This is a genomic window from Vibrio sabulosilitoris, from assembly GCF_055391395.1.
Map to the genome: position 1 here is coordinate 2177218 of NZ_AP029599.1, position 24218 is coordinate 2201435.

The 24218-nt window shown below is 47.8% G+C and carries 25 protein-coding genes and 1 pseudogene; 11 read left to right on the forward strand and 15 right to left on the reverse strand.

Annotation, left to right across the window (positions count from 1 at the left end):
* The first annotated feature begins 1 nt into the window (after position 1).
* Positions 2–1030: an extracellular solute-binding protein gene (locus ACZ5R2_RS10280; RefSeq protein ID WP_464902162.1), complete on the forward strand. Its 1029-nt coding sequence runs from the start codon at positions 2–4 to the stop codon at positions 1028–1030.
* 101 nt (positions 1031–1131) lie between these two features.
* Here ACZ5R2_RS10280 and cobB read toward each other — a convergent pair whose 3' ends face one another.
* Positions 1132–1863, reverse strand: a complete 732-nt coding sequence (cobB, locus tag ACZ5R2_RS10285; RefSeq protein WP_464902163.1) for a Sir2 family NAD+-dependent deacetylase — start codon at positions 1861–1863, stop codon at positions 1132–1134.
* 298 nt (positions 1864–2161) lie between these two features.
* On the opposite strand from cobB, the gene ACZ5R2_RS10290 reads away from it, so the two are divergent.
* The gene (locus tag ACZ5R2_RS10290; protein WP_464902164.1) at positions 2162–2422 is read left to right on the forward strand and encodes a DUF2960 family protein; all 261 of its coding nucleotides are present in this window, start codon (positions 2162–2164) and stop codon (positions 2420–2422) included.
* A gap of 179 nt (positions 2423–2601) precedes the next feature.
* On the opposite strand, the gene nagK is transcribed toward ACZ5R2_RS10290, so the two are convergent.
* Both nagK and ACZ5R2_RS10300 read right to left on the reverse strand, forming a co-directional pair.
* The gene (gene nagK / locus ACZ5R2_RS10295; protein ID WP_464902165.1) at positions 2602–3510 is read right to left on the reverse strand and encodes an N-acetylglucosamine kinase; all 909 of its coding nucleotides are present in this window, start codon (positions 3508–3510) and stop codon (positions 2602–2604) included.
* A gap of 170 nt (positions 3511–3680) precedes the next feature.
* Entirely contained in the window at positions 3681–4418 is a 738-nt protein-coding gene (locus ACZ5R2_RS10300) for a tRNA-uridine aminocarboxypropyltransferase (RefSeq protein ID WP_464902166.1), read from the reverse strand.
* A 90-nt stretch (positions 4419–4508) separates the two neighbouring features.
* Here ACZ5R2_RS10300 and ACZ5R2_RS10305 point away from each other — a divergent pair, with 90 nt between their 5' ends.
* Positions 4509–5294, forward strand: coding sequence for a sterol desaturase family protein (locus ACZ5R2_RS10305; protein WP_464902167.1), 786 nt, complete (start codon positions 4509–4511; stop codon positions 5292–5294).
* Between the two features lie 4 nt (positions 5295–5298).
* Positions 5299–5769, forward strand: coding sequence for an NlpC/P60 family protein (locus ACZ5R2_RS10310; protein WP_464902168.1), 471 nt, complete (start codon positions 5299–5301; stop codon positions 5767–5769).
* A 128-nt stretch (positions 5770–5897) separates the two neighbouring features.
* On the opposite strand, the gene ACZ5R2_RS10315 is transcribed toward ACZ5R2_RS10310, so the two are convergent.
* Positions 5898–6242 carry a DUF3802 family protein gene (locus ACZ5R2_RS10315; protein WP_464902169.1) on the reverse strand — a complete coding sequence of 115 codons (345 nt, stop codon included), beginning with the start codon at positions 6240–6242 and terminating at the stop codon, positions 5898–5900.
* Between the two features lie 393 nt (positions 6243–6635).
* Between ACZ5R2_RS10315 and ACZ5R2_RS10320 the strand changes: the two genes are divergently transcribed.
* Together ACZ5R2_RS10320 and ACZ5R2_RS10325 are read left to right on the forward strand one after the other, a co-directional pair.
* Positions 6636–7505 carry a fructosamine kinase family protein gene (locus ACZ5R2_RS10320; protein ID WP_464902170.1) on the forward strand — a complete coding sequence of 290 codons (870 nt, stop codon included), beginning with the start codon at positions 6636–6638 and terminating at the stop codon, positions 7503–7505.
* A 144-nt stretch (positions 7506–7649) separates the two neighbouring features.
* Positions 7650–7853, forward strand: coding sequence for a CPXCG motif-containing cysteine-rich protein (locus ACZ5R2_RS10325; RefSeq protein ID WP_464902171.1), 204 nt, complete (start codon positions 7650–7652; stop codon positions 7851–7853).
* Positions 7854–7860: 7 nt separating this feature from the next.
* On the opposite strand, the gene ACZ5R2_RS10330 is transcribed toward ACZ5R2_RS10325, so the two are convergent.
* A complete protein-coding gene (locus ACZ5R2_RS10330; protein WP_464902172.1) occupies positions 7861–8517 on the reverse strand; it encodes a riboflavin synthase subunit alpha in 657 nt (218 codons plus the stop codon).
* Between the two features lie 105 nt (positions 8518–8622).
* Here ACZ5R2_RS10330 and ACZ5R2_RS10335 point away from each other — a divergent pair, with 105 nt between their 5' ends.
* From ACZ5R2_RS10335 to ACZ5R2_RS10350, 4 genes are all read left to right on the forward strand, one after another.
* Positions 8623–9993 (forward strand): MATE family efflux transporter, encoded by a 1371-nt coding sequence (locus ACZ5R2_RS10335; protein ID WP_464902173.1) that lies wholly within the window; start codon positions 8623–8625, stop codon positions 9991–9993.
* 284 nt (positions 9994–10277) lie between these two features.
* On the forward strand, positions 10278–10829 hold the full coding sequence (locus tag ACZ5R2_RS10340) for a hypothetical protein (protein ID WP_464902174.1): 552 nt from the start codon (positions 10278–10280) through the stop codon (positions 10827–10829).
* A 273-nt stretch (positions 10830–11102) separates the two neighbouring features.
* Complete coding sequence (locus ACZ5R2_RS10345; protein WP_464902175.1) at positions 11103–12092, forward strand: DUF3080 family protein; 990 nt, start codon at positions 11103–11105, stop codon at positions 12090–12092.
* A gap of 144 nt (positions 12093–12236) precedes the next feature.
* A complete protein-coding gene (locus ACZ5R2_RS10350) occupies positions 12237–12812 on the forward strand; it encodes a nucleoside triphosphate pyrophosphohydrolase family protein (RefSeq protein WP_464902176.1) in 576 nt (191 codons plus the stop codon).
* A 274-nt stretch (positions 12813–13086) separates the two neighbouring features.
* On the opposite strand, the gene ACZ5R2_RS10355 is transcribed toward ACZ5R2_RS10350, so the two are convergent.
* From ACZ5R2_RS10355 to ACZ5R2_RS10370, 4 genes and pseudogenes are all read right to left on the reverse strand, one after another.
* A complete protein-coding gene (locus ACZ5R2_RS10355; protein WP_464902177.1) occupies positions 13087–13842 on the reverse strand; it encodes an ATP-binding cassette domain-containing protein in 756 nt (251 codons plus the stop codon).
* Positions 13829–14824, reverse strand: coding sequence for a vitamin B12 ABC transporter permease BtuC (gene btuC, locus ACZ5R2_RS10360; protein WP_464902178.1), 996 nt, complete (start codon positions 14822–14824; stop codon positions 13829–13831). The genes ACZ5R2_RS10355 and btuC overlap by 14 nt, the downstream gene beginning before the upstream one ends.
* 54 nt (positions 14825–14878) lie before the next feature.
* Positions 14879–15910 (reverse strand): succinylglutamate desuccinylase, encoded by a 1032-nt coding sequence (locus tag ACZ5R2_RS10365; RefSeq protein WP_464902179.1) that lies wholly within the window; start codon positions 15908–15910, stop codon positions 14879–14881.
* A gap of 274 nt (positions 15911–16184) precedes the next feature.
* Positions 16185–16785: pseudogene (locus tag ACZ5R2_RS10370) on the reverse strand (flavin reductase family protein).
* A gap of 107 nt (positions 16786–16892) precedes the next feature.
* On the opposite strand from ACZ5R2_RS10370, the gene ACZ5R2_RS10375 reads away from it, so the two are divergent.
* On the forward strand, positions 16893–17591 hold the full coding sequence (locus tag ACZ5R2_RS10375; protein ID WP_464902180.1) for an NAD-dependent epimerase/dehydratase family protein: 699 nt from the start codon (positions 16893–16895) through the stop codon (positions 17589–17591).
* 9 nt (positions 17592–17600) lie between these two features.
* Here ACZ5R2_RS10375 and ACZ5R2_RS10380 read toward each other — a convergent pair whose 3' ends face one another.
* The 6 genes from ACZ5R2_RS10380 to ACZ5R2_RS10405 form a co-directional block, all read right to left on the reverse strand.
* The gene (locus ACZ5R2_RS10380; protein ID WP_464902181.1) at positions 17601–18782 is read right to left on the reverse strand and encodes a Gfo/Idh/MocA family protein; all 1182 of its coding nucleotides are present in this window, start codon (positions 18780–18782) and stop codon (positions 17601–17603) included.
* Positions 18783–18787: 5 nt separating this feature from the next.
* The gene (locus ACZ5R2_RS10385) at positions 18788–19879 is read right to left on the reverse strand and encodes an ABC transporter ATP-binding protein (protein WP_464902182.1); all 1092 of its coding nucleotides are present in this window, start codon (positions 19877–19879) and stop codon (positions 18788–18790) included.
* 35 nt (positions 19880–19914) lie between these two features.
* Positions 19915–20775, reverse strand: coding sequence for a carbohydrate ABC transporter permease (locus tag ACZ5R2_RS10390; RefSeq protein ID WP_464902183.1), 861 nt, complete (start codon positions 20773–20775; stop codon positions 19915–19917).
* Positions 20768–21715: a carbohydrate ABC transporter permease gene (locus ACZ5R2_RS10395; RefSeq protein WP_464902184.1), complete on the reverse strand. Its 948-nt coding sequence runs from the start codon at positions 21713–21715 to the stop codon at positions 20768–20770. Before ACZ5R2_RS10395 ends, ACZ5R2_RS10390 begins: the two co-directional genes overlap by 8 nt.
* 2 nt (positions 21716–21717) lie before the next feature.
* Positions 21718–23013: an ABC transporter substrate-binding protein gene (locus ACZ5R2_RS10400; protein ID WP_464902185.1), complete on the reverse strand. Its 1296-nt coding sequence runs from the start codon at positions 23011–23013 to the stop codon at positions 21718–21720.
* 403 nt (positions 23014–23416) lie between these two features.
* Entirely contained in the window at positions 23417–24136 is a 720-nt protein-coding gene (locus tag ACZ5R2_RS10405; RefSeq protein ID WP_464902186.1) for an outer membrane protein OmpK, read from the reverse strand.
* Positions 24137–24218 lie beyond the last annotated feature (82 nt).

Genomic DNA, 24218 nt, shown 5'->3' on the forward strand with positions numbered 1-24218 from the left:
CATGAATACCAAATGGAAAACCGCCCTTTTCGCTGGCACGTTCGCCTTATCGCTATCGTCTCTACCCAGTCAGGCTGAAGAGCTGGTATTTATGAACTGGGGGCCGTACATCAACAGTGCTTTAATTGATCAGTTCACTAAAGAGACCGGGATTAAAGTGATTTACTCCACCTACGAGTCAAATGAAACCTTGTATGCCAAGCTAAAGACCCACAATCAGGGTTATGACCTCGTGGTTCCCTCGACTTACTTTGTGTCTAAGATGCGTGATGAGGGGATGCTGCAGAAGATTGATAAGAGCCAGCTGAGTAATTTCGCTAACCTTGACCCTAATTATCTCAATAAGCCTTACGATCCAAACAACGACTACTCCATCCCGCACGTCGTTGCGATTACGGGGCTTGCCGTCAATACCGACATGTATGACCCAGAAGATTTTCAGAGCTGGGCAGATCTATGGAAACCCGAGCTCGAAGGTCAGTTGATGTTGATGGATGATACGCGAGAGGTGTTTCATATCGCCCTGCGTAAACTTGGCTATTCGGGGAACAGCACCGATGATGAGCAGATTGACCAAGCGTACGCACAACTGCAGCAACTGATGCCAAATGTGCTGCTATTTAATTCAGATAACCCCGGAGCGCCTTATATGTCTGGCGAGGTCGGTCTTGGTATGCTTTGGAATGGCTCTGCAGCAGCGGCACAAAACGAGGGCCTACCTATCGAGTTGGTTTATCCCAAGGAGGGTGGTATTGGCTGGGTTGACAACTTTGCCATCAGCAGCGGCGCACGCAATGTCGAAGCCGCGCACAAGATGATCGACTTCCTACTAAGACCAGACATCACAGAGCAGATTACGCGAGACACCGGTTACTTAACGGGCGTAAAAGCCTCCAACGAAAAGTTTAGCGACCTCGCGCCGCTCTTCCCCAACCAAGACGATCTGGATAATGTTGAATGGCAGGCTGATGTCGGTGATAAGACTTTGCGTTATGAAGAGTACTTCTTACGCCTCAAAGCTGGGCAATAAATCAGAGTCGAGAAGCGAGAGGCGAGAATCGAGGAGTTAGTCACGCGCGGTGAACTCCTCGCACCTTGGAACGCAGTGTAACCCGAGCCCCGCCCCTTTTTTTAAGACGCTATGGACATTTCCCCACGCAACAATTCCGCTACAATCTTCGGCACTTCAACGCTCGCCAGTCCGTAGCGTTTTTCTGCGAATTCGCTTTCGATGGCGCTTGGTTCGAGGTTAATCTCAACCGTGTGAGCACCGTGCATCTTGGCGTCATGGACAAAGCCAGCGGCAGGATAGACGACGCCTGAGGTTCCGATTGAGAGAAACAAATCAGCTTGTTGTAGCAGGGAGTAGATGTCACCCATTTTAAGTGGCATCTCGCCGAACCATACCACATGGGGGCGCAGTTGATTGGGCAGTTGGCAGCAGTGACAGGTATCGCCCAATTGGATATCAGATTCTAGGCTCACCAGTTGGTTGGTCTCTGGACAGCGCGCCTTGAGTAATTCACCATGCATGTGAATAACATGTGAGGAGCCTCCTCGCTCGTGCAGGTTATCAATATTTTGCGTTACAATGGTGACTTTGCCCGAAAAAGTCCGCTCTAATTGTCCTAACGCCTCGTGCGCAGCATTGGGTTTAATGCTTGGTCGAAGTAAACCTGCGCGGCGCTGGTTATAGAAGTCGAGCACCAGCTGTGGGTCGCGTTGATACCCTTCTGGCGTGGCAACATCCTCTATGCGATGGTTTTCCCAAAGACCATCGTGAGCACGAAACGTCTTGATCCCTGACTCAGCCGAGATCCCTGCACCGGTTAACACCACAATATTATTGATTGTCTTATTCATGATACTTCCCTGTCCAACGTATGGTTTTAGCCTAACACTAGAGTGGTAGTTTTGCCTCATTGTCTAGATTAGACATTGGTCTAACTGGGTCGTTCATCAATAACCATGAATCAGATGGGTTTCCTGACTATACCTTTAACTCGCAAAACTAAATCATGCCCGGCTAATGACTGAGCGAAAACCTCTTTTAAGCCGAAATAACGGCCAAAGAAACGTGACAATGTGACGCCTTGGGGGCACAATCAGCAGCAACGATCGGCGGCAAGCGTTCGCAGTGAACTAATTTTAAGGAGCGACCATGGCAAGAACCATTATCTATACCTACAAAGACGAAGAGAAGCGCCTAACCTTCTCTTACCAGCAGCATCGTAATATTCACGAAGCCGTTGCTGAAGCCGAAGGTATTGATATTAGCGACTATCTCAAGATGGAACAGCAAATCGAGGCCATCTCAGACACCAAGGCGGTACGAAACTACCGAGACAATCACTTTAAAAAACTGGGATTTGGTAAAATCACGCTTGAGCAGCGTGAAAACCGAGGCGTAGGGAAAAAATAGGCTCGAGGTTCGAGGACGGGCTGACGCCCTACGAGGTGCGAGTAGTTTATCACACGCTATGAACTACTCGCACCCGATGATTCAGAAGCGAGAGGTGAGAATCGAGGAGTTTACCACACGCGATGAACCACTCGTACCTCGGAACGCAGTGTAACTCGCTCCTCGCTCCTTTATTTAAGTTACTTGATGTTCAGGAATGCCGCACCACGCACACCACCTGAGTCGCCGTGCTTGGCTTTGATGATGGTTGGGCACTTGGCTACTGGTAGCAAGTATTTTGGAATACGCTTTGGCATCTCTTCATAGATAAGGTCGTAGTTTGACAGACCGCCGCCCAATGCAACTACATGTGGGTCGTTGGCCGTAAACAGCGTTGCAAAACAGATCGCCAGCATCTCCATAAAGCGTTCAACGTGTTCAGTCGCTTTCTCACAGCCCGCTTCGCGCGCTTGGATAATATCGATGGCCTTTTTCTGCTCGCCAAAGTAATGCGCGTAGATTAGCTCAAAGCCGCGACCAGATAGGTAGCTATCCAGACAGCCTTTTTTACCACAGCCACAGCCGAGTAGCGGTGCGTTTTCACCAAGGTGGAACCATGCATCGATTGGTAGGCGCATGTGACCGACCTCACCAGCAACGTTGTTACGGCCCGAAAACACCTTACCGTCATAGATTAGGCCGCCACCAAAACCCGTACCTAGGATCAGACCCATGACGGATGGTGAATCTTGCAGCTCTTCATCCCATGCTTCAGAAAGTGCAAAACAGTTGGCATCGTTCTCTATTTTTACGCTGCGACCAATACGCGCTTCCAGATCAGCACGTAGAGGCTTACCGTTTGCACCAGGAATGTTTACCGTCAATACAGTGGCATCATCGGCATCTTCCATCCCAGGAAGGCCTAGGCCAATCTTACCCTCACAGCTAAACTGCGCATCGTATTTTTCGACAAGACCTGTGATGGTCTCCACCAACTGCTGATAGTCATCGGTTGGCGTTGCCACACGCTCAGTAGCCACGCGGTTAAGCTGCTCATCAAAAGCACCAAACTCGATCTTTGTCCCACCTACATCAAAGCCGTAGTACATTGAATTCTCTCCTTACTTGACCTGGCAAATCATAACGTTAGCGCCAGAAAATCATTAACTGACGACATTATCCATATAGCTACGCCTACAAACCGTGATGAAGGACGAATTATTTTCCGATTTGATGCCGTTTGAATAAAGCTTCATCACTCAGTATTCAATAATGAGAGTTAATTCTCGTTATTGATAAATTGCTTCCACTGATTGAACGCAGGTCTGTTCGGATCAGACTTATAACGTGTTTTACTCAGCATATAGGTCTCACGAAAGCATTCGAACCAGCCCTGAAGTGCTTCTCCCGCCTGTCCATCACCTAACTGATTGAGAACCATTGCGGCGACCTCTGCAGTAGAGAGGTGCTGCTCGTTTTCAGAGCTGCGCATCAGGTACTCAGAGATTTGTTCAGGCTCGATAGACAGAACAGGCAAGTGTGCCAGGTAGTCAGAGCGGCGGAACATTTTGCGTGCCTCGCGCCAACTGCCATCCAAAAAGATCGGCAATAGTGTTTGCGACGGCTTAGTTTGACGCAGTTGGCAGCTTGTCGTTAAGCGACTCTGATCATCCACATAGTCATCAGGAAAAACCACAAATGGTAAGTAATTCGAGTCTTGCAACAAGGCTAACAGCTCTGGTTGTGGCTCAGTGCGATTCCATTGATACACATGGGTCTGTTTTAGCGTATCAGCTATTAAGCGACCAGTATTACTCGGCTTAAAGGTCTCGTTGTCTGACACAATGATCACCGCCGCGGTCTGTGCGTCGATGTCGGGCTGATACGCACACAGGCAATTATGCTCTGCGACTAAGCAGTATGAGCAGCGTGATACCTTCGCTCCACGGGCATTAAAAGGTTTAGTCGAGGCCTTAAGGCGCTCCTCGCGCAATCGGTGAAAGGCATGTATTCTCATAGGTAACGCGGCTCATTAATAACAATAAAAACGAGGCGCATTTTACACATAGAGTTACAGGCTGTGAACCAAAGAAAAGGAAAGTAGCGGATGAATGTAGACGTCCTTCGATTGGTGTGCTTTTTGAGCATCTTTGTCGCCTGTGCGATATGGGAGCGACGCAAACCACGGCGGGTGTTGTCACGATCCAAATGGCACCGTTGGGGCAATAATCTGAGTTTGGTTATGCTAAATAGTGTTCTGCTCAAACTCCTGCTCCCCGTCTTGGCAGTCGATCTCGCCTATCAACTGTCGGCAACCGATATTGGCTTGTTGAATATCTTCAGCCTACCCTTGTGGCTCTCGATGTTGCTGACGGTACTGGTGCTTGATTTTTCTATTTACTGGCAGCATCGGCTCTTTCACCAGGTTCCCTTGCTTTGGAAGCTGCATCGAATGCATCACAGCGATCAGGATATTGACGTCACCACGGGGACACGATTTCATCCAATAGAGATCATTGTGTCAATGTTGATTAAGCTGGTTATGGTTGCACTGCTGGGTGCACCGGCTCTCGGTGTCGTGGTGTTTGAGATAATCCTGAACGGCAGCGCTATGTTCAACCATAGCAATGCTCGTATGCCACTCAAGCTTGATCGCATTTTACGCAGCTTTGTGGTCACGCCAGACATGCATCGCGTTCATCATTCAACCATTCGCACCGAGTGTAGCGCCAATTATGGCTTTTTTCTGTCAATCTGGGACCGACTATTTGCTAGTTATATCCCACAGCCCAATCTTGGTCATTTAAATATGCAGATTGGAACCCTGAACTTTCGCGCTGATGTCGAGCAAAGAATCGACAAAATGCTCACCCAACCTTTTCGGAGTCATTAACAAGATGCTCAAGCCCACTTTATTCGCACATTGTTTGATTGTTCTCACGCTCACTGCTTGTGCGAGTAAACCAGCAGAGGATGCACTACCTGAGAGTGTCTCTAGCGAGGCCTATCTCAACTTTTATCATCAGTGGCATGGGGTTCCCTATCGATTAGGCGGGAATAACAAGGCTGGCATTGATTGCTCTGCGTTCGTTCAACAGGCTTTTCGAGAGTTGCATCAGATACCACTACCACGAACGACACGTGGACAAACTCAGGTAGGTAAACGGGTTGAGTATGAAGATGCGCGCCAAGGTGATTTGGTCTTTTTTAAAACAGGTCGCGAGTTGCGTCATGTTGGTATCTATCTACAAGGTAATCAGTTCTTGCATGCATCGACATCACAAGGTGTGATCATCTCGCGCTTAGATAACCCCTATTGGGCAGGTCGTTTCTGGCACTTTCGTCGAGTGAAGGACGTTATTGACTGAGAAAATAACCAGGACGAAAACGGCGCTAGTGTCGCCATTTCAGGCCGTTTTAAGTGACGGTGCTCTTTGAAGATAATAGCTTTGAGAACAATCGTCTTTGTGAGTGATAATCTTTGTCACGATTAACCTTAATCGTATTTCGCTACGGCAGTGTCGAATAGGTTTTTGACCAATCCAACATACTCGTCGAGAAAGTTAACCTGGTCATTGGTTGCGGCTTTTTGCCAAGCACCGGCCAGTACCTCGCCGAGATCAGCCACCACAGAGTCTGCCTCTTTCAGCAATTGGAAACGAACACTAGAGTGAAGCTCAGGGTTCTGTTCGAAAAGCGCCATGATGTTAGAGGCGATCAGATCGGTGACAACCTCTTCAACACTCTCCGTGCCTATATCACCCGAAGCGTTAGAAAATAGGTCCAGATTCATTGTTAAATGCTCGATCAAGGCCAAGTAGCCATCGGTCTCTAAAACCACATTGTGCTCCCAAAATGAGATGTAAGTAGCTGGATAACCAGAGATTAAGGGTAAAGTTAGGTTTCCTATATTAGGTATCTACCCGGCATACATCAAGTAAATGTTGCTCCCTGAAGGAAGAGACGAGAATCGAGATCGTGGTGCTGCGAGAGTCGAGGAAGTGATAGCGGGCGGTTCTCATGTCCTTTAACAAAGACGCCCTAACTTTAGTTCAATGACTAAATACTCACGTGTTATTTGAGCACGTAAAAGTTTTTTCCTCCCGACGGTACTGCTCAAAATTTTGTTATCACATTGCTGATTTGTTTAAAATAGTGACTCTACTCTGAGCTTAAAAATGCGATTCATCTACAATTAGGGTTAATCTTGTGCGTCGGGTGAGGAGTGGCAGTTATGTGGCGAGCGATCGAGCAAGCGATTTCTGAGCGTTTAGGAGCGCCTTTTGCAATAAAGGAGCACGAGAAGATCACCGGTGGCGATATCAATCAAGCCTACGTTTTTGGTGATGGCGAACAGCGCTTTTTTGCCAAAGTGAACGATAAAACCCACCTCGAACGTTTTCAGCTTGAGGCTGAGCAACTTGATCGGCTACAAGCCTCAAATACCGTTCAAGTCCCCGATTTAATTGCAGTCGGTCATAGCAAGCAACACGCTTGGCTAATCCTAAACTACCTGGTACTCAAACCACTCGATAGCTGCGGTGGATCTTATGAGTTTGGCCGCCAACTTGCACAGCTCCATCGTTGGGGTGAGCAGAAAGAGTATGGCTACGATGTGGATAATTTCATTGGCGCCACCTTTCAGCCCAATACCTGGATGAAAAATTGGTCGCACTTTTTTTCTGAGCAACGCATTGGCTGGCAGTTGCAACTGTTAAAAGAAAAAGGCGTACACATCGTCGACTTGGATGAGTTTGTCGAGCTTGTCCATCAAAAGTTACTTCACCACAATCCACGCCCTTCACTGTTACATGGCGACTTGTGGCACGGCAACGCGGCGCAGAGTGTTGCAGGCCCTGTTATGTATGACCCGGCTTGCTATTGGGGGGATCGTGAGTGCGACATCGCCATGACCGAGTTATTTGGCGGATTCGACCAGAAGTTCTATCAAGGCTACAACGACGAGTGGCAACTAGACAATCATTACGCTCAGCGGCAGCCAATCTATCAACTGTATCATTTACTCAATCACCTCAACCTGTTTGGTGGTGATTACCTCAATCAAACGCAGAATTTAATCGACAAAATCATGCGAGCGGAGTAACACCTCATAGAAGTAAGGCGCTGAACTCGTCACTCCAATGCGACTCGACTAAACTGTGAGTACAGGTTTGGTGAAAAGACGTTATCCGCCACAGTGTGCTTGCTGTGACGGGGCACGTCGGACCTAAGCAGGTAAGGAGTTCCCATGCAAACATTTACTGAACGACGCATAACATGTCCGCATTGTAATCACTCATTTGGCGTAACCGTTGACGCCTCTAACGGCAATCAAGAGTTTTATGATGACTGCCCCGCCTGTTGTCACCCAATTCACTTAAGCGTCGTGGTGGATGAGGTTCATGACACACTCGAGCTCCATTCCGATGCTGATGATGAGCAGATATTTTAGGTAGTCACTAGTTGAGCTTCTCAACGGTACTATGCTCAGCCAACTTTGCCTCCTGACGATAGCGAGTCGTCATCATACGTTCAACAGTATCGACAATGGCCTGAGTTGAAGGGTCAATTTCTAGATTTACCTTGTCGCCCACCGTTTTATTACCAAATAATGTGCGTTCAAGCGTCTCTGGAATAAGGTGGACACAAAACTGATTGCCCTTTACCTCACCGATCGTCAGCGAGCATCCATCCAAACCTACATAACCCTTGTCTAGAATATACCGACATTGATCATCTTCAATCTCAAACCACAAGGTAACGTTATTCGCGCTTTCATCACGCGCTACAATCGTTGTCACCCCATTGATATGCCCTGACATACTGTGCCCACCGATCTCATCGCCAAAACGAGCGGCACGTTCGATGTTGACATTATCTCCGATATTAATCAGACCCAAATTAGTTACCTTTAGCGTTTCTTGCATCAAGTCAAATGAGACAAGATCGCCATTAATATTTGTCACGGTTAAACAACACCCATTGTGAGCGACAGAAGCCCCCACTTGCAGGTTCTCCGCCATGGCGTCATTCAAGCGAAGAGTATGAGTTTGGAATTTTTCTTTCTTTACAATATCAACGACTTCAGCCGTACCTAGCACTATCCCAGTAAACATCTTATTCTCCTACAAGCTTTACTGGCACTCAGTGTGACATTTCTTTATGATTCCGCCAACCGCCTTTTTCTGACTCATAGCAATCAAAGTGATTAGGGAGTTCCTTTGTACCGATATAAACAAGAAGCCATCAGGCTGATCAAGTTAGCCAGCCCAGTGTTGATCGCTTCTGTCGCTCAAACCAGTATGAGTTTCGTCGATACCGTGATGGCCGGTGGCGTTAGTGCTATTGATATGGCCGCAGTATCGATTGCAGCAAGCATCTGGTTACCCTCAATTCTTTTTGGTGTTGGACTGTTATTGGCCTTGGTACCTGTAGTGGCTCAGCTCAATGGCTCAGGTCGAAGAAGTAAAATTGCCAAAGAAATCCATCAGGGAGGCTATTTAAGCTTGTTGGTGGCGATCCCAATTATCCTGGTCTTGCTGCAAAGTCAACGCATCCTTAACTGGATGGACGTTGAGACCGCGATGGCCGAAAAAACCAATGGTTATATGACGGCGGTGATATTTGCCGTACCAGCCTATCTTTTGTTTCAGACTCTGCGCTGCTTTACCGATGGAATGTCCTACACCAAGCCTGCAATGATCATCGGCTTTATTGGCTTGCTGATTAACATCCCCCTTAACTGGATCTTTGTCTACGGTAAGTTTGGTGCCCCGGCGCTTGGTGGTGTTGGATGTGGTGTGGCTACAGCAATTGTCTATTGGGTGATGTTTCTTATCCAACTTGGCTATGTTGCCACGACAAAGCGCTTTGCCAGCGTCGCCCTTTTTGCGGTTTGGCATAAGCCAGATTGGCGGGAGATCAAACGTCTATTTAGCCTTGGTTTCCCTGTCGCAGCGGCAGTGTTCTTTGAAGTGACATTGTTTGCCGTGGTTTCAATCTTACTCGCGCCACTTGGCTCACTTGTCGTTGCTTCACACCAGGTAGCGATGAACTTCTCATCGATGGTGTTTATGTTACCGATGAGTATTGGTGCTGCGGTGAGTATCAGAGTGGGACATATGCTTGGTGAGCATAGTGTTGAGGGTGCACGTATAGCCTCTCATGTTGGCCTGATAGTCGGTGTCGCTACCGCCATTGTCACGGCGATCCTGACCGTGCTGTTGCGCGAGCATATTGCACTACTCTATACCGATAACCGGGAAGTTATTCGTGTCGCGATGCAACTTTTGTTGTTCGCCGCCATTTATCAAGTGACTGATACTATTCAAGTGATTGCCGCAGGTGCGCTACGGGGATACAAAGATATGCAGGCGATCTTCTACTGCACCTTTACCGCTTATTGGGTCCTTGGCTTCCCGACCGGCTATATACTCGGGCTAACTGATTGGGTCATAGAGCCTTTGGGTGCCTATGGTTTTTGGATTGGGTTTATCGTTGGTCTTTCCTGTGCAGCACTACTGCTTGCCGCAAGATTGATCTGGATTCACCGCCAACCTGACGATCGTCAGCTGGCGTTTGTCGAATCCTAAACGGCCTTGAGAGATATAGAGGTATCCTCGCAGAAAATACTCTCTGGGTGCCTCTTTTCATCTTACTGATTGATGTGACACTGTCACTATGACTATGACTATGTAATTTACTACACGATATGAGCATCCATTTACACAGTGACGGGACTTGCAAGTTTCAAAGCTTAACCCGTCGATAATATGCACCAGCTAGCAATATCTTGCCGCCTGTACAAGGAGTGCCTTTTCTTTCAGCTCTGAATTGGTTATGTTGGTTGCTAAATGTACCAATCAAATATAAGTGTATGAAAAATAGGGTTCTAATTGTTTTTCTAGCCAGTCTGCCGTCATGTCTTTATGCTCTGCCTGACTTGGAAAACCAGCATCGTCTCGCGATTGGTAAAACTCGCGCTGACTTTACTTTATCCAGTTCAAACCAAGATAAACTGCACGTCCAAGGCAATGGCTTTAAGGTTGAATACAGCTATGATTTCAATCGATTGATCGGAATTCATGGCTCGCTGGAGCAAGCCAAAAAGAACCAACTTGCAACAGACACGATTAAGATTGGCGCTGATATTGGCTATCCGCTGTCATTCGGTTCAGTCTCATTCAAACCTTTTATCGCCAGTGGACTGTTTTATTACGATGAACCGGGTTACGAAAAACCGGGTTACGAAGAGCCGGGTTACAGTAAACCGGGTTATGATGACTTGGGGCCTTATTATGGTTTTGGCCTAAGAATCCATTACTTATCAGCATTTGTTGAGGCAAGAAAAGACTATCTCAACATGCAGTTTAACCGCGGTGATCTTGAACTTGAACAAGTTGCATTAACACTGGGGTTTGGCTTCTAACAGCCGGTTTTAACAAATTCGATGCCCTCTGTCTTAACTCGACTATTGTTAACAAAATCATTAACTTCACATATATTGGTGTATGAATTTACTGTGTAAATCAAGCAACACCGTGTCCTACTTGCTCCCGCAACTTTCCTTATGCAGCTAGAATGGGTGACACTGTCACTCAATTAACTTCATTGAGCGCCACCAGTTTGGCAAAGTTAGTCTATTTTTAAACTAATCAGCATCATACCTCTACGATTCATAATCAATAAGGGCAACACACGAGTGGGTAAACTACATATAGTCGTTATCATTTGCATATCTCTATTGGGCGGCTGTCGTCAACAGCAAGAAAGTATGTTTGAGCGCTACATTGTGCGTTTGTCGAATGTATTGGATGTCGAGCCTTTTTCGTTACCTGAGCCCCAGTTTATCTCGTTGCCCGATACCAGAGACCTGTATCGTGAGCCTTCCCCACTGTACCTTGGACTACTCGATAGCTATCAATTGAGGCAGTGTGGATTATTCCAGTTGATCGCCGAGCGTAATTCAATATTGGGTAAAGTGGCCGATCCGTTTAGAAGGTATGACTATCATGTCAGTTTTGTTCAACTGGCTACGCAGTGTCTCAACGAGCAACAGTTTGAACCTGAGATCAATCAGGCACTGACTGAGGCGATTGAGGTAAAGTCGGATGAGCTGACGAGTGTGCACTTCTCTAATCTTATCTGGTCATCTCAAGTCATACGCCGTCAGCTAACTGGCGTTGAATGGCTAGCAGAGGGGGACTTGCATAATAGTGCCCCTGTGGTTGACGCCTTTGAAGCACTCACTGCGGCATTTCTAGGCTCCTATAAGCAAGACTGGGCGGTAATACCTGAGCTCGTCCCTCATCAAGAGGTACTTGAAAAACAAGCGCTAGTTGGAAATCTCATCTACTCAATGTCGAACGCCAGTCATTATTTGTCCATGATTAACCTGTTTTTGACTCAAAATCTCGACACTGTTCGCTGCGGACAAGGGGTTGATAGTACCCAGTATCGTTATCTCAATAATGTCCTTAATCAGCAGTATATTCAGACCATCCAGCCCTACCTCGCTGATCTCAACCAGCTCTACTACCAACTGTTGGAGCACACCCAGTTTCTGAACTCACCACAGCTAAGTCACCAGCTTAGCCTAGAGAGCGTTCACAATGAGTTTCAAGATAAAATCATTGAGCATGTAGCTCAGTGGCAAACTCTGGATCAACGTTGTGAGGTCATTCCCAGCTAACTGTGTTTCTTGTAATTTATCTGTGGCGCTGGATGCAAAGTTCAGCGTCAAGCTAAAGGCGCATATCGAGGATCTTGAGGTTACTTAGGTATATAGGTCTGTTATCATGGCACTCTTTATAGATAACCATAAGTAAAGTGACCTATGTACCTTTCAAAACTGACGCCAGACCTATTTGATCAACTGTACCGAGACATCACCGAGTTTCGTACCACATTTGATTTGCCTGTCGCTCAGCCAGACACCCTTGATGAGCAAGCCGATACTCTGCATACCTCTCTGATAATCGAAGAATTAACAGAGTTAGCTCAAGCGCCTGATAAAACTGAGCAAGCAGATGCTATCGTAGACAGCGTTTATGTCTTGATGGGTCGATTGGTTCATTTGGGTCACAGCAAAATTGAAGACAACCTTTCTATCACCTACATCATCGACTTACTGCTCAATGTTGCCAGCAACCTAGCGATTGATTTTGTTCCATGCTGGAATGAGGTCCACTCAAGTAATATGAGCAAGGTATGCCGTAATGAAAAAGAGTTTGCAGACACCGAGGCGCATTACGCCAAGCAAGGTATTGCTCTGCAAGCTGTCGTGAATGGTGATTACATCATCGCTAAATGCGCTCAGGATGTGGTCACGGCTGAGAAAACGATTCGTCGTGGTAAAGTACTTAAGTCCGTTTACTACCGCGCCGCTGATCTTACGCCGCTAACCAAGTAGGCCTGTTCCCTACTCAACTTCCAGCTTAAGAAAAAAATGGCCACCATCTCTGGTGGCCTCTGCTAACATTAAGCTTAATAAAGATAAGAACGAGAATGTATCCCTTCTTATCTAGCTATCTCTGTGCCAAGATCATCATCTTTAGGACACATTCTATATAATCCATATAAATCATAACCTTAGATTAAGCTGGTCACTATTTAAAGCGAATCCTAGTCGATACTGTGACCAACTTGATGCCCCAAAAACTCTCAAAACGCCCTAGAATGGCGCACTAATCAAACACAAACAGCGCTTGACCATCAACACAGCCTAATGTCACAGGAGTTTGGTAAATCGCTTCTACTCGGTGGGCTAACAAAGTATCGGCAACAGGGCCAAAGCCGCGCATCACCCCTTGATCGAGCATCATCACTTTGTCGGCATGGCGTAAGGTTCGATTCAGATCATGATTCGCCACAATCACTGCCAACCCCATGTCAGCCAACTGCCTTATCAACTGGTGAAGTTTACCCTCAAAGCTAACATCCAATGCAGCGCTTGGCTCATCTAGCAGAACAAATTGAGCATGCGGGTTGTAATCTGGCCAGATCTGAAGGCATGTTGCCACAATCCTCACTCGTTGCCACTCGCCACCGGAGAGTTGATGCACCGATTTACGTAACTTGGTTGTTAGGGCAAACTGCTCAACCAACATCACAAAGGTGTCCTTGAAGCACTCACCGTGCTTATCCACCCACTTAGGAACGGAAACATCGAGGTACTTGTATACCGGCACATTAAAGGCAGGACGACCAGATTGAGCAAGATAGCTTCTCAGGCTCGCCTGCTGCTCATTTGCTTGACGCTCGACAAGGCAGCCCTGCAGGTAAACCTTTCCATTGTACGCAAGCTCACCCGCCAGCGCCGCAATCAAGCTGCTTTTACCGCTGCCATTGGGGCCGACTAAATGCACCACCTCACCTGCTTCAATCTGAAAGCTGGTTGGCAGCAAGCGACGGTCTATCGCGATATCTTTAACGGTAATCATGGTTACGTATCAGCATCCAAATAAACACCGGTGCCCCCAGTGTGGTGGTCACAACGCCCACGGGCAACTCACCTGAGCTCAGCGCCAATCGCGCAATCAGATCAGCGAGTGCAACGAGACTCGCACCAGCCATGGCACTCATCGGGATAAGGTAGCGGTGATCATAGCCAAACCACAGGCGAATTAAGTGAGGCACTACCAGCCCAACAAAGCCGATGATCCCGCCAAGCGCAACCGCACTGCCGACCAAAAGTGACGCCGCAATGATCATGGTCATGCGCAGTGCATCGAGATTAAGGCCTAATTGACGCGCATGACTCTCCCCGAGCATGAGTTTATCCAGCTTGCTGGACTGTAAGCCAATCCAAGTCAGCGTCGGTAAAAAGACCAATACCAGGCTCAGTTGATACCATTGATTACCGGCCAGGTTACCCATCAACCAGTAAAGCAGTTGACGCAAATTCATATCATCACTGAAGTAAAAGGCCCAGGTAACCAGTGCACTCGACATAATGCCAAGCGCGACTCCAACCAACAATAATCGTGGAGTATTGAGATTCAATCGGCGCGCGATAAACACCAATAAAGCGGTAAACGATAGTGCGCCAACGAAAGCCGCGACCATTAGGCCAAGTGTTGTGGCGGCCCAAGGCACGCCAATTAGCACCACGACCATTGCCAGGCTCGCCCCGCCAGAAATACCTATGATACCAGGCTCCGCTAGAGGATTAGCCAATAGAGTTTGCAACACTGCCCCAGCAACGGCAAGGGAGGCACCAATCATTAGCGCCGACAGCAGCCTTGGCAAGCGTAATTGGATCAACAGCTGCTGCTCAATATCGCTCATCGACCAAAACGGGAAGATAATCAGTTCACCGAGCGCTAAATTTAGTGCTGAGACGGCGATTAATAGCGCAGCAAAAATGAAAAAAGCGCGTCGCCAACGCGCGCGCTCACAAGCCAGTATCGATTCTAGTTCCATTAGCTTTTCAATACCGTGAAGACAAGGATGTGCATAATCAGCCCAAGAGGTGTATTAATCATAAACAAGCTGGCCAGCATCATAGCGAGTACGAACCGAGCACACCATCAGCGCGGCGCGTTGACCAATCTCGACATGGCGGTTGGGGAACACCACGGCTTCCCCCTCATTTTTGGCCATTAATGGCTTGTCACCGTCATGGCCAAACACCTCACCGTGTTTGAACTCGGTAAAGTTCTCCACGTCATCACCAAACATAAAGTCAAAGTCTTGGTTAATACGAACAATCGTTCGACTGACTCGGTAATGCACTACTCGACGAGGGTGATGCTCAGATGACGCATTGGCAATAAGATCGCGCAGTGTCATGTCAAATGCCACTAGCTTATCCAGTTGATTCTCACCGATTCTTGCCACCTGACCAAGCTCAATGGTCATTGCTTGCGCAGCAAACTTTTCTGCACTATACCAACTAAAGGTGCTCGACGGCGCGTTAGACAGTAGCACTGCTTCCACATGACACAGCTCGATAAAATCAAACAGTGCTTTGCTTCGTGTAGCGTGGCGTGACCTCGGACTCACGGCAAACGAATAGTGCTTAGACAGGCGGATCGCACAGTGTAAATCAAGGTGCCAGCGATTGCTTGGCAATGTGTCTGCAAAAAACTCACCGATGATTGTCTTAAGATTGTCGGCTATCTGCGATTCCGTACTACTTGGTCTGGCCTTGTTATCAAACAAGCGATTGAGGTTCTCATCGACGCAGCGCTGATGCAATATCGTCGCTTCTGGGTGAGCAATGATAAACAACGTGCGCTGTTTAATAACCTGGAAGCCTGTGGCGACATCCTCGATGATCTTGTCGATAAGTTCCATTGGTGCCGTTTCATCACCATGGATACCAGTGGAGACAACGATGTGTTTACCTACCTCTGGGTCAAAGTCGGCGGGAACACATTCAACAACACCACGTTGGAGCAATTTCAGCGTCGTGCCATTTGCTGCCACGAACTGCTGTGGTTTGAATGGGGTCGCTAAATCCAGTGTATCTTGTAAAAAGGATTGCTGAAATGGTGATGATGCCATGTATTACTCCTTGACCTTACGCACCAGTGGGCTGAACCGTTGTATGCAGTGCCTCTAATCGTTTCTCCATGATAACCGAATTATCGCGTCGAAATACGATCGTAGGCGCACATCATATACGCTATTGCTCGATAACTAGCGACATCCTAACATGATTTTTCCGGTTTTGTGACGTTAAGCGCCGATCTTAAGACGAGTGGTTATCAATGCGGCAACTATTAGCAAATTCGCTACCTTATCAACCCTTTATTAACACACGCAAAGGTACTCACCCTTATTTAGGGCGTGACACGCAAAACACCTCACCTAGGTGAGCATACTCCTGTCCGCCCAGGCGCATTAGTGGTTGTAACTTCGTCGCATCAACCCTAACTCGTCCATCCATATCGCAGGCAACAGTATCACTAATATAGACAGTCTCTATCTTAACAAAGACCAGTGACTGTGGGGTATCACCCATCTCAATCATCTCGTACAGCCGGCAACCAAACGCAATCGGAGCACCTTCGACCCTTGGCAATGGAAAATTGGCCAAGTTGGTCATTTCTATCTCATTTTTACTCACTTCAGATTCACCATGATCGAGCGTTTCAGCGGTCGCACTGACTGAAGGCGCTAGCTATGTGCACCACACAGTGCTGCTGCCGCTCAAGGTTCACCACCGTATCTTTGCGCTCACCCGTCGGCTTCTTGCCAATGGAGAACATCATCAAAGGGGGTTGACTTGAGACCGCGGTAAAATAGGAAAAGGGCGCTAAATTGTAATTCGCCTTTGAAGACTCCGTGAGTACCCAAGCAATCGGCCGTGGGATCACGGTTTGAGTCATTAAGTGGTAGCGTTCGCTGGATGAGAGCGTCTTAAAATCAATATGCATTCTTCCCTCCGCTGCATGAGCCTAACTCCAAGGCCATCAAAATGGCTCAGGCAAAGTCACTAGATTGTGATAGGTTTAGAGTGTGTAGCAACTATTGGACAAGTGCAATGATCTCGGTCGAAAATCAACACGACTATACTGCCGTGCTCGCTGGTGCAACGGGATTGATCGGCAGTGCGCTGCTCGATGTATTGCTTGCAGATCCAAATTGCCAGCAAGTGCTGGTGATCACCCGTCAAGCTCTGGGTAGAGATGACAAACGCATCATTGAGTGTCTCCACCCCCATCTGGTTTTTACCCACGAGGATATCGACCAACTCTGCCTGGCGCCAACATCTGGTTTTATCGCCCTTGGCACTACGCTAAAACAAGCGGGCTCTAAGCAGTGCTTAGCCAATGTTGACGTACACCTAGTCAATAGCGTTGCAGATAGAATGAAACAAGCAAACATCCAGCGCCTGTCGGTCGTGTCCAGTTATGGCGCAGCGCGAAAAAGCCTCAGTTACTATTTGCAGTGCAAAGGCCTAATGGAAGAGTATATCCAAGCGCTTGAATTTGACCATACCGCTATCTTCCGACCCGGCCCTTTAGCGGGAGAGCGCCAGCCGCCGCGTACCAGCGAGGTGATTACCGCTGCGATCTTAAATGTGATCAATCCAGTGATGATCGGCCAACTACGAAATCTGCGACTTATTGACGCCCACACGGTAGCAAGAGCGATGTGGCTAGCCAATCAGTCGCACCTAGGGCTGCAAATTCTCGACAATCGCGCGATGGAAAAACTGGTTGCCGGTGCGGATCGTTAGGGTGGATCGTCAAGACGGATGACTTCTCAGCTCAGTCTCACATTGCGCGTGATGCCATGGAAACGCATCCAGCCTGCGCCAAAGCGGCTGTAGATCAATCACTTCACCGAATTGACGCGCACTATCAATACTCAAAGCGATAATGCCTGCTTCTAGAGCCTGTTTAGCTGTTACAGCGAGTGGCGTTTCATCACAACGCAAGAACTGGCCAAGCCGTTTGGCGATTCTGCGATCAGCGCCGTAATGATGAGAGCACACTTGAGGGTCCTGAGTGTAATCGATATCCAGGCTCAACTGATTGGTTCTTGCACAGTGGACTTTGAGATAGCCTTTTTCAAACTCTCCCTCGGCCATACCGTGCGTACCATAGATTGAAAACCGGCGCTGCAGCTCTGGAGAGTTGGTGTTGGTATGAAATGTCATCGAGACACCATTTTCGAACTGCAAGATCGCGGTTTGGTGATCAACAATGTCCGCCTCACTGGTAAATGGATTTAGGGTTGACTGCCAGTAACTGGGGCGTTGGTGGTACTGTTGATCGCCCTCAAGGCGAGATTCAAACTCGGGTACGAAAGCAGCGCGGGCACCAAAACTCGCCACCTTGATTGGTCGAGAGCCAACTAACATGCGATACAAGTCTAGGTCGTGACAGCACTTTTCAAGCATATACCCACCTGAATAGCGGCTAAAACGCCGCCAATCACGCATAAAGAATGCCCCATGTGAAGGTAAGATATGCTCACATGCTTCAAGCGACACTATCCTTCCCAACCTCCCATCTTCGATGACTTTTTTCAGGTCGAGCATATGTTGTGAGTAACGCAACACCATTCCTACCATCAGGCGCGAACTACCATATTGACACAGTAAGCCTGCCATCTCCCAGGTTTGCTCTAATGAAGAGACGAGCGGCTTTTCACAGAACACCTTAACGCCAGCTTCAAGTCCTGCTCTAACATGTTCTAGATGAAGATGATTGGGCGACGCTACCACCAGTATATCGGGCACCACGCTCTCCAGCATATCCTGGACGCTTTGATAATTGCCTCCACAAATCGGCAGATTGATTTTATCCAGTAAGACTGGATTGGGGTCGCAATAGCCAACTAGTTGGATGCCAGAGTCAACGGCATACAAGTCGTTTAACACCATAACGGCCCGGCGGCCTAAACCTACCACGGCAATCTTCATCTCAGTCACTCCCTTGTCTCATGAGCTAAACGTGGATACGCCATGCCTGTTTCATCAAATAAATGCAGTGACGACGAGCAGTAGTGCAAGGTGATCTGTTGGTACTTGGGCAATTCGGTGTAGAGTGTCGCCGTCATAGGTGTCGAGTCCTTCAAGTGGCCAAAGAGATGACTCACATGCCCTAACGCTTCGCGCCGTTGGCAAGTCATGCTAATCGTACTATCCCCCCTAGAAAGAGATAACGACTCTGGCCTTAATCCTACCGTGACCCTGTCACCAACCTTGCAACCTTTTGAGTTCACTCTTGGGCTATAGTGGTGGCCATTGGCATCAACAACACAGAGCATATCATTACCTATATCCTTTATTCGTGCCGGTATTAGATTCATCCTTTGTTGACCGATAAAGCGCGCCACAAATTGATTGACTGGATAATGATAAAGGTTAAGCGGTGTATCGAACTGCTCAACTCGACCTTGATTGACCACACCCACCTTATCCGCCATCGTCATCGCTTCAACCTGATCATGGGTCACGTATATCATCGTTGTACCCAGTGATTGATGCAGTGCGGTGATCTCCGTGCGCATCTCCGCTCTCAGCACCGTATCTAGGTTAGATAATGGCTCATCAAACAGAAACACCTTGGGCTGACGGACAATCGCCCGCCCGATAGCCACTCGTTGACGCTCCCCACCTGAGAGCGCTCTGGGTTTATGTTTTGCTCGATGCTCCAGTCCGAGTAATTCGAGTGTTTGTTTTACTCGCTCTGTTCTCTGCTGTTTTGGCCACCCCACGCTCTCAAGAGGAAAAACCAAGTTATCAAACACTGTTAAGTGAGGGTACAAGGCGTAAGATTGAAACACCATCGCGATATCGCGCTCAACAGGTTCAAGCTCGGTGACACAACTCTGATTCATGTAGATATCGCCACTGGTAGGCTGATCTAACCCGCAGATAAGGCGCAGTAGAGTACTTTTGCCGCTCCCTGACGGCCCGACCAACACGACAAACTCACCCTCGTCGATCTTTAGGTCGACACCATGAAGGATTGGCGTACTGCCAATTGATTTGGTTACATTTTCTAGGGTGATCACTGCAACGTCCTTACTCTGTTCAATCTATTCATCTTCTAACCTTTGATCCCGCCAACACTAAAACCATATAAAACATAGCGTTGAGATAAGGCATACACGATGATAAGCGGCAGCGTCGAAACCACTGAGCCTGCCATTAACACGGTCCAGTTCGCTTCATACTGACTAAAAAAGTTCATTAACCCAAGAGGCAGCGTATGGCGCTCTGTATCATTTAAAAACAGTAGAGGACGCAATAACTCATTCCAATTGTTAGTAAAGGCAATCACGAACACCGAAATGATGGCGGGCCTGGCTAAAGGACAATAGATTTTTCGAAATATCCGCCATGCAGAGGCCCCCTCTGCATAGGCTAACTGTTTATATTCCTGTGGTAGCTGACAGAAGTACTCTTTCAAGATAAAAGTGCCAAAGGTTCCGACCAGAAAAGACGGCACGATGAGAGCATAAAGACTATTGAGCAGCCCCAACTCTCGCATCATTAAGAACTCCGGGATGATGGTGACCTCAACCGGCACAAAGGCAGTGATCAGTAAGCAAGCAAATAGGCCGTTTTTACCCGCCACAGGCAAACACCCAAGCGCATACCCTGCCAACGTTGTGGTAAAAACCTGGCCAATCGCTGCGCCGGTTGCAACCAGCAGTGAGTTGCGCATAAACAGCCAGAAATCATGTTGGGTGAACAGGCTGACATAGTTCCCCATGGGATCGTCTGACACTAACTTGCTTGGAAACAGGCTCGGTGGGATCCTAAACACATCTGACGGCACCTTAAAGCTGGTGATCACCATCCATAAGAATGGGCCCAGAGCAAACATCAGGTAGGCAAACAAAAAGCCATACAACACGACTAGTGTGACCTTAGTGTGTCGCTGTGAAGCGGGATAATCAGTCATCTTGCCACCGCTTTCTGATTTGAAATTTGAGCAGAGTCAGCAGGCCTAAAACAAAGCACAATAGATAAGCCAACGCAGAGGCGTAACCAAACTTGAAATCAACGAAGGCATGCTGATAGATGGAGAATGCCAATGTGGTTGAGGCATGGTTTGGACCTCCTCCTGTCAGTGAGTAGGTGATCTCAAAGGTCTGGGTGGATTGGATCAACGCGATAATCGCAACCACGAACAAGCTGCGCGAGAGCAGCGGCAGCGTGATGCGATAAAATCGACGCCAGCGCCCTGCTCCATCGACTCTGGCCGCCTCATAGAGGGTGGGATCAATGGTTTGCAATCCCGCCAACAATAGCAGCATGTAAAATCCTGCGTCTTTCCATACCGCGACGATGGCGACCGACGGCAGCGCCCAAAAAGGGTCCGCTAACCAGGCCGGGGGGCTGGTCACTCCCAACCACAGCAGTAGGTTGTTTAACAGTCCAAATCGCGAGGCAAAGATCCAACGCCACGCCAAGGTAACCGCAACAGCAGAGGTAATATAAGGTAAGAAAAACGCCCCACGAAACAAAGCAGAGAAGCGAAAGGCCTTATTTAGGACGATAGCCATCAAGGTCGCAATCACAATAGAGCCGCTAACATACATCAATGAATAGAGTGCAGTGTTAGAAAAGTAAGTCAGCGCCAGCTCTGAGCTCGCAATCTGGCGATAGTTTGCTAGCCCAACAAACTCCGGCGTATCGAATATTTTCCACTCATAGAAAGAAAGAGCAAAAGACCAAATAATTGGCACCAGACGAAACACGATTAAACCAATACAAGTTGGCAATAGGAACAGCAGCGCCATGCTTTTTTCACTCAGCCCTCTTCGGCCAGGTGATCGCTCATTGGCAAACAGCTGAGAGAAGTGAAAAGCTGGCGCCAGCTTGAATATTTTGGCAATCACAATCAGTTATTCAGCACCTGATTACCATAAATAGTGGCAGCTTCGATCGCTTCCTCAATAGACTTTCTGCCATTAAAAGCTTGGTCAAGCTCACCATTTAAACCACCCGAGCCCGAGGCGCCATAGCCGCGCCAGGCACTCCAGTTTGCAGAAAAGCCTGAGTAGGTGTTTTGCTGGCCTATTTTGAGTAGCAGGCGTTTGTTGGCGGGCTGCTGATCTTGCTCGAGGAAGTCTGCGCTTTCAGCGGTAGCGATATAGGCTGGAATTTTCCCTCCCTGATAATCAGAGACTGAGCGCTCTCCCCCAGACATATGCTGGATAAATTCCCAGGCCAGATCTTTATTCGGGGAGTCGGCGGAGATAGACAGCATATCGGACCATGCATAAGCTCGAGCCGCTCCAGCTTTGGCGTCTGGGCCTAGCGGAACTTGAGCGATCCCCCAGCGATATTTATCACCAACGATATCGCGCGTGTTGGAGATAAACCATGAGCCATCTACAAACATCGCCGCCAGCCCCATTGGCATCACATCTTGATGACGAATACCTTCCATCTCTTGCGGTTTTGGCGCAACCTTGTGAACCTGGATCAAGTCATTCAAGAATTTTAATGTGTTAACCGCAGCGGGATTGAATGAGAGTGCCGATCCATCATCGGTGAGATACTGACCACCATTGCGAAATACCCACGCATCGATATGGGCATAGCGACCAAACATCCACATACCCCATTGATCAATCTTGCCATCTTCGTTGTTGTCTAGTGTCAGCGCCTTGGCGGCCGCTAAAAAGTCTTGCCAAGTCCAGTCGGGCTTAGGTAATGGTACTCCTGCCGCCTCAAACATATCAATGTTGTAATACAAGACGGGGGCGACCCAGTTTTGCGGCATCGCGTAGCGGCGCCCTTCCACCAACCCAGCCGCAGAGGCTGCAGGGTAATAAACCTTTAAAACAGTCTCGTCCGCTTGTTCCGTCAAATCAGCCAATAGGTCAGATGCTGACCACTCTTTAATAAAGCCCGAAGACATCATAAATACGTCTGGCATGCTTTTGCCTGCTGCAAGTGCCGAAAGACGGGTCCAATAATGCTTAGAAGCAACCGCTGAGGTCTTAACCCGAACTCCAGGGTGTGCTGACTCAAAGGCTTCGATGGCTTGACGCTCTACCTCCAGTTGTGAGGGATCCCATGACATGTATGTCAGTGTGACGTCACTCGCCAAGGCATTGTTAACATAGATTCCGTTAATCAATACACTGGATGCTAAAATCAATGTATTGATGCTTTTCGCTCTAATCACTTTACTTCCCTATTTACGATTAGTATTCCGCTAAAAATTGTGTTGAGTTGATGCTAAATCGACCAAAGAACTATTCGAAGTTCAAAATTTAAGTCAATGCAGATTATCTCTAGCCACTGGTTAATCGACAGTAATTACCTGACGATTTTACAACAACCCATATTACATCAATTAGTTAGCAAAAGTTAAGCCAGATAGGAATCTCGCCATCTTGGGCTTTGAGTTACGGTATATCGGTGTTACCTACAAAAATCAGCCCGAGCAAGCATTATGGTGCAAACGCTCATTTACATGGTCGTATATTGCACCGTATTGAAGCGCATCGCTAAGGGCTGATCCTTGACTGATTGCTGTGGTCTGCATATGCAGGCCACAACAGTAGCATGGATTTATCCGTTACAGGTTAAAAGTGCCACTTCACTAGTGCAGAGGCCACTCGCTCGTTGATATTAGTACCATATTTATTATTCCAATATGCGAACTCAGCACCTAGGTATAAAGGCGACTTCAAGCCAAAATTGGCCCCTACGTCCCATTTCAACTGAGATGTCCAGTTAAATTCTGCAAGGTTGGTATCGGTGCGATTCGACCAGTCAATGAATCCGTCATAGAGAAATTTTTGACTGGCGAGCTCTAATGGCAGCGCCCAGCTACCGTTAAACAACCACTCGTTATCACTGGTTTCATTGTCCATGTAATACAGATTTAGGTTGACGTAGCGAAAACCAGGAATCGTCCAAGCGGTACCGATACCAGCGCCAAAGTTGTCGAATCCTTCACCCATCTCCCACATAGAGGCGAGGAACAAATCTCTGACTGGCCCCAGTGACAGCTCGCTACCAGACAGATAGCTCAAGCTTAAACGCGGAGCAAATTCACCATAGAAATCGGCCTTGCCCTCATCTGGCATCTTTCTGTCAATAAACATAAAGGTATCGCCCCAATTGTGTGAGCTAGCATGCTCAAAGGTCACGACCTCCATCTCACCATTGGGGGTAAACTGATAGTTTGTGCCATACAGGTAGGTGACACTAAAATTTTGCCAGTTTAGCTCTGCCTGTGCACCGGTACTGGCCAAAGCTAAACTAGCCAGTGGCAGGGTTAAATATTTTGAGTATCTCATCATTAAGTCCTTTTAAGTTAATAAAATAAGTTCAAATTGATATATGCAATCACTAAGCAGAGACAACAACCCCTGCCAACAA